The sequence below is a fragment of the Candidatus Amarolinea dominans genome (assembly GCF_016704685.1).
Classification (GTDB): domain Bacteria; phylum Chloroflexota; class Anaerolineae; order SSC4; family Amarolineaceae; genus Amarolinea; species Amarolinea dominans.
Map to the genome: position 1 here is coordinate 24,231 of NZ_JADIZS010000046.1, position 6,184 is coordinate 30,414.

Genomic DNA, 6,184 nt, shown 5'->3' on the forward strand with positions numbered 1-6,184 from the left:
CCGCCACCCCCCTGAGTCCCATTGCAGGATCACCCTCGCCAGGTTCCAGGGTGTTCTTTAATGTCTCGATCCAGCGCCGCAGGCCAGGCAGCGCGGCCGCCGAACGGCACGGCGGCAAGGGCGGATGATGCCGTGCGCAGCGCGGGCCGAAGTCACGGCGAGCGATGCCGTGGTCATTGCGGGCCGACGGCGGCTTTGATTTCGACGGGGATCAGCGCCGCCGCCGTCTCGACAATCACATCCACTTCAGCGCCCGCAGCCGTGCGCCAGAAGTAGATCGCCGGCTCTTCCCGCGATGCAGGCTGTCTTGTAAGCTCAGCCACGACCCAGTTTCCCGCCCCCCTCAGCTGATACCCGGCGCTTCACCAGGCGTTGCCCAGGTTACATGTACCAGGAAACGGAACGATGCCTCCAGGACTGCCAGCCAATCCCGCCGTGTTGACCCGATGCCCACATCCCGCGCCAGTCGCTCAGGTGCCCGCCGGGAAGGTCTGAAACAGGGCCAGGTCGCCGTATTGCGCAGGTTGCGCACGTCCCGCTCCAGGGGTCTGTAATATTCAGTCATAGGCTACCCACCGTGCAATTTGCGATCGCACTGCAAATATGCACGGTGGGCAAGTTGGTCGCGCGAAGTTCGTCATCTCCTGAGATCATTTCTGCTTCCTCACGAAAGATCTGCCCGGCGCTGGCTGATTGTCAGCGCCCAGCACTTGTAGCTCCGGCCGGTAGAAGGGCGGCACCTTGCCAGCCTGGACGTCGGCTTGCATCAACGCCTCGCTGCGAGTCAGCCAATCCCGCAGTCGTCGCCTCGGCCAGGGCGAGCGTCGCATAGTGGGGGGAGATGCCCGCGCGGCCGGGTGTTCCGGCGGCAGGTTGCATGCACGGCAGGCCAGGTCTGCGCCGCCGCGCGGCCTTCATCACCAGAGCAGTGACGTACGCAGGTGCCCGGCCTGCCAGCAGGTTTGCGTGTCAGAGGTCGGGCAAGAGCGTCAGTCCCACCCCGGCCGGCAGTGCCAGCGCCGCGAAGAAGTCGTCCCAGAACAGGTGGTCGTCGTCGGTGACATCGTCCGAGTCGCCGAACAGCAGCCCCGGCTTCGCGGTTTCGGGTGTGTCTCCGTCAAAGAAGCCGTGGCTGCTAACGTGGACGAAGATGGCGCCATTTTTCCATCCTGCCACCCGCCGGCCGGCCGCTTGCAGGAACGCGGTCACCCGGGGGGCGGTCCAGTTCGCCTTGCACGGACAGGATACGGGCGGTCATGGCGACCTGGTCAGCCAGCATGGCGGTCTCGCGCCGAGGTGCGGCGCGGCGAGGAGAAGGGCGAGGTGAGGGTGCATGCTTGAGCTTGTTCACAGCAATCTCCTGCTATTGCTTAAGACAGACGGGTGTCGTTTCAGCGGATAACCCATCGCGAAAAGGTTTGCAGGCTACCCTCGAGTAGCGTTTCTCCCGTGAGGTTTTGTGGAGTCTCCTTGCCACCCCTTCAAGCCAGTCAAGTGCGATGATGTAGGCGCGTCCATCATCGGTTCGAATAGCGGCACGCCCTGGCACAGCACTCCAGGCAATCTCTGCGAAGCCAGGCCCTAATTCGGTCAGTTTGAGCGGAGATGGTTCTGCGCTCCAAAGTTCTACTTTGTTGTCATAGCGCAGCAAGAAGTACGAGGCGCCTGCAACTTCACCAAACTCGACTCCGGTAATGTTACCGGGCAGCGTGATCAGGGTGTTTCCGTCAATCGCACTTACTACTTCCCCACCAGAGTTTTCATACGTCAGCACGAAATAGGGATAACTGCCCCACTCTGAAACGTACACGTTCTTAAGGTTACCCTTAAGGCGTTCGGCCGTGTCAGTGTTGAGCCGGATCTCATCGGGATCGTCATCCCAGTAATCTATGATCCCAACGGCGACCGACGGATGAGATGCGAAGTGCGGCGTGAAACCGTGAGATGCGAGTGTTCCGATGAGCGAGCCGTCTCGAACGCCCAACACCTCACCGAGCATTGGTCCGTTGTCGATCTCTCATGGTAGCTCACGATAAAAACGGACTCGTCCCCAAGACGCGCAGCATCGGCATGATAGACATGGTATGGAAGAGATCGCATCCGTTGGCCGCCTTTGATGTTACGAATCTCGCTCGGCTTATCCAGAACGCCATAGTCGAGAATAAAAATGCCGGCCTCGGCATCAGGACTGAATGTCACTTTGGAAATACCCCCTGGGAGCGAGTCAACAAAACTCCCATCAGTGAGACTACGGATTTCATCGTCGTGCTTTCCGATTTCCTCAAGATAGCTCACTACAAATACCGAGGCTGTCGGCTGCGGGCTGAAAAATACCTGATAGATGTCATCGGGCAATGTTGTCATAAGGAACGGATCGTTAGTTGCGCTCCAGACCTCTGCCGGTCGGTCATAATAGTAATCAACGATCATAAGGGGGGCTGTCGGAAAGGGGCTGTAGTAGACATCTCGCACGGAGTCTGATAGCAGCTTGACGAAAGCGTAATCCGCAGTCTTGCGGATATGGGCCGGGTTTGGTCTGGAGTCCTTCTGGTTGCATGACAAAGATTGGAAGAAATCGCCTTGTGCTGAATACGGCTTTCTCAACAGGATCAATGGCGCGTATGAGAGACGCATCCTCTGCACGGCGAAGTTCGGTGATGTTGAAGTAACGGACGATGAAGAACGGTACCGAGGCGAGTAGGCTGGCCTCTACGGAAAGGATATCCTCCGGTAAGTCCTCGAGGAGCGAGCCATCTTCCTTCCGACGCAATTCACTCGGCGTGTCACCATAGTATTCGAGGAAGAAGTAGGGCGTTGATGTCTGACGTTCGAGCAGGACAGGTTGATCATGTCTCGCAGTCAATGAAACAATGACCCCGCCGTAAGTCGAGGATTTGTGACGGATCAGTTGTCCTGCCGATCAACAGCAGCGGACTGCCTGGAACGAACCTGATGGACTCGATATTCTGTGGCGCTGGCAGCGCGGCTACCCTACCTGTTGTGACCATATCGCGGAGACGTTTCTCGATAGCTCGGAAATCCTCGCTGCCGCGCTGATTAACGGGCACCATTTCCCTGGCTGCGAGCGCCTGCCCAAGCCCGCGCAGGGGATCTGACGGGAAGATTTCCTCCAGCAGCGAGTCGTAAGTGCGACAGCGTGCTCAAAGCTTTCTGCTCTTGATTATCCGTCCAAACACGTACCAGGATGATGGCAAGAATGACCAACGCCGGAATCAATGCCGCCAGGCCGTACAGCGCCAAATTCTTCGCCTTCCTGAACAGCGCCCCATCGTTCGCTTGCAGATACATCACGGGCGAGAAGTGATCGCGGGTGCTCTGGCCTGCCTGTTTGAGAGCGTTGCGCGCCTGAACCATCGCCAGATCAACCGGCGAAACTCAGCCAGAGCGCGCAGGAAGAACTCGGCCAGTTTGGCCCCATTGTCTGCCCCAATGAAGTATTGCATGGCCACGATGGCCGGCGCTTGGCTGGCCATGCCCTGGGCAAAGCTATCAAGCAGCCGGTCCCCACCTTTGCCTGCCGCGGCTGTGTTACAGGCGGCGAGAAAGACCAGACGCGTCACTTTCCCATCGAGAGCTGCTGCCAGGTCTTGGGCCTCCACAACGCCATAGCCGCTCGAGACTTCGCGTGCGCCGCGATGCTCTGTCTCATTTCGGATGAAGGGATAGTTCTCCAGGTCCTCTGGGCTGGTCCCGTCGAGGTAGATGCAGGTCTCTTGGTCCTTGGTTGGGTCTTTGGCCGCGCCATGCCCCAAGAAGACCAGGATGTGATAATCCTTGAGCAACTCCGCTTGCAGTTCGTCCAAGGCCGGATTGAGCATCCTGTAGAGCAGGACTTGCCGCTTCTGCTCTAACTCCTGAGCGCCGCCGCCAGTTGTTGCTCCACGCTACGAATATCAATCTTGGCAAGATTCGGACCGGGGTGAGGCGCCTACGAACAGATCCGCACGGCGGCTTGACCGCCAGGGTTGGCGGTGTTTTGTCGTTACCGGCCGGTGGGAAGCGGCGCACGATGGGCGTTTCGCTCTCCATAGCCAGGAAGGCTGCGCCATTGTGCATCGCTTCCCAGGGCAGCGCAGCTAGTTCGGGCGATTCGATCTGCAGTCGAACGCGCAAGCTTTGGCTTCCCAAGCTGTCCTGGGCCTTGGAAAACGCGCGTTCGATATCCCGGCTGAAGAGCGCAGTATAGAGGGCATTGCCAACCTGTTGAATTTCTGCCCTTGCGCGGAAGAGTTGTCTTCGGCCATTTCCGCCAGGATGGCGCGCAAGTCGTCGGTGAGCCACTCACCAACCGGCGGCAGGGTCGAGCGGATCGGTTCGCGGCGCCCGGGCCGGTGACCGTCACTTCGTAGGGGGCCTGGGTTCCGGTGATGGTGATTTCGAAGATGTTGTGGGCTTCGGTTGGCATCCCGGCGCCTCCTAAGCGTGTTGTTCAAGCGGTTGCTGAAGTTCGCCAGCGGCCTTCGTAATTGCTGCAATCAGCTCATTGTGTTCCGGGTGGTTCAATAACAACGGATGTGCAGCCAACAGCAGACGGGCCAGAACAGTATCCAGCGCAGTCGGGTCAGGAGCGGCGATGGGCGCCAGCCTTTGGATTAACTGCACACGCTCGGCATCGGATATGTCTGAGGCTACCAGGGCTTCGGCGGCGAAGCGGGCGGCCAGCCAGGGGCGAACCCTGGATCGGGTATGTGAATGAACGACGGTTTATCGGTGGGGTAAGGATCATCAGGTTTATACTGGGGATTCAGGCATTGCAGCTCAAAGAGGGACAACGGTAGACTTCTTTTGCCAGAACGGACAATGTTACGCGGGAATCGTCCCGCATTTCCGGCGGCAATGGATACCTGTTATTGGGTTGGCGTCTGGCATATTTCTGTCCGTCGCCGATCCTGTGCAAGGCCGCGAAATCGCGGCCGAAAGGATCCTTGATGAAACCGTCAATAATCTGCGCTACTGATGCACCTTGCCTATTTGTTTTCCACTGCTGTTCGATCATCGCATCGGCGCGTGCTGTGCTGCGGGCGCAGAAGACAGGGTCCTGGATGTTGTGGGCCGCCGAAAGAAGAGCGTCCTTAATCTGCGAATCCATGTCGCCAGGTGTGCTGAGAGAACCGATGCACATCGCTTCGGCCAGATTCAGATAGGCAGGCACCTTGAAGCCAGCAAAACCGCGGCGCAGTCCTTCCGAAAGCTCCAGGTATTTTTTCGTCTCTAAGTCTAAGTCGAGTAGTTGCTTCTGCACCTCAGCGATGGCTGCAAGACAACGGCGGAGGCTGCCCCAAATATCTTGCTGCGGAGTTTCATTGAGGCTGCCCCAGATATCTTGCTGCAGAGTTTCATTAGCGATGATGGCTTCGGTATCCTGGGCGACTTTGGCGATGTACGCCTGGAACTGATCCAGCGCTTTCTGCTCACCCATCCAAGCGCGTAATGCCAGGGCCGTCAACGGCAGCGAGCCTCGCCACCTCACCTTGCTTTCGGCCAGGGCGCTCGAAACGATCAGCCTGGCACGGTCCTGGATCCACAGTTGATCGGGGTGGAAGAGAGCTGCGTCAAGCATCCACCAGAGGGATTTGTCACGGTATTCACGATATCCATACCCGGCTAGTACTTCCACATAGCGGTCAAAGCACTGATCTCCATGCGACGGATTCCTGTGGGCAAAAGCGACCAAGGGCAGTCCATCGTTTTCGGCCAGATACTGAATCTGGCCGCTTTGCAGACGTCCGAGCATCTCAGCGTCTACCTCCGCACTTTCAACAGCGGCCACCATCGCTACAACCACATGTTCATATGGGGTCGGGGGGAAATCCAGCGCCGGCGCAGGGCTATCGTCCAAGCCCGCGGCGAGATACCCCAGCATCTTACGCAGGGGGTCGGGGCCATAGGCAGTAGGATCGAGTGCTTGCGCGAGCGCAGGCGTTTCTCGGACGATCTGATCGCGCACCTTGCGAGTGGCCTCCTTGTTCTTGGAAACAGCCAGCCAGGCGATCAGAAGTTGCGCAGCCTGGCGCCAATCTCGATCAATGTCAAATACGTTCAAGAGACGGAGCGCGGCGTCCACGTCGCCTTTTTCGGCCGCGGCGAAGATTGGCTCGGGGCGCAACTGTTGCTGGTCAAAAACTACTAATGCCTGGGCGCTTTCGACCAGCAGCGGCAGGCC

At 58.7% G+C, this 6,184-nt stretch carries 6 protein-coding genes; all 6 read right to left on the reverse strand.

Annotated features, from left to right (window positions below):
* Positions 1 to 173: 173 nt before the first annotated feature.
* Positions 174 to 323: a DUF4143 domain-containing protein gene (locus IPF85_RS21975; RefSeq protein ID WP_343410188.1), complete on the reverse strand. Its 150-nt coding sequence runs from the start codon at positions 321 to 323 to the stop codon at positions 174 to 176.
* Between the two features lie 646 nt (positions 324 to 969).
* The gene (locus tag IPF85_RS21980) at positions 970 to 1,209 is read right to left on the reverse strand and encodes a hypothetical protein (protein WP_343410189.1); all 240 of its coding nucleotides are present in this window, start codon (positions 1,207 to 1,209) and stop codon (positions 970 to 972) included.
* Between the two features lie 154 nt (positions 1,210 to 1,363).
* Entirely contained in the window at positions 1,364 to 1,999 is a 636-nt protein-coding gene (locus IPF85_RS21985; protein ID WP_343410190.1) for a hypothetical protein, read from the reverse strand.
* A gap of 1,309 nt (positions 2,000 to 3,308) precedes the next feature.
* Positions 3,309 to 3,824: a CHAT domain-containing protein gene (locus IPF85_RS21990; protein WP_343410191.1), complete on the reverse strand. Its 516-nt coding sequence runs from the start codon at positions 3,822 to 3,824 to the stop codon at positions 3,309 to 3,311.
* 613 nt (positions 3,825 to 4,437) lie between these two features.
* Complete coding sequence (locus IPF85_RS21995) at positions 4,438 to 4,623, reverse strand: hypothetical protein (RefSeq protein WP_343410192.1); 186 nt, start codon at positions 4,621 to 4,623, stop codon at positions 4,438 to 4,440.
* 142 nt (positions 4,624 to 4,765) lie between these two features.
* Positions 4,766 to 6,184: hypothetical protein (locus IPF85_RS22000; RefSeq protein ID WP_343410193.1), on the reverse strand; the 1,419-nt coding region annotated here is incomplete at its 5' end.

Coding starts and splice junctions, on each gene's coding strand:
- IPF85_RS21985 (WP_343410190.1), bottom strand. CDS start 1,999: ATGCTCGGTGAGGTGTTGGGCGTTCGAGACGGCTCGCTCATCGGAACA.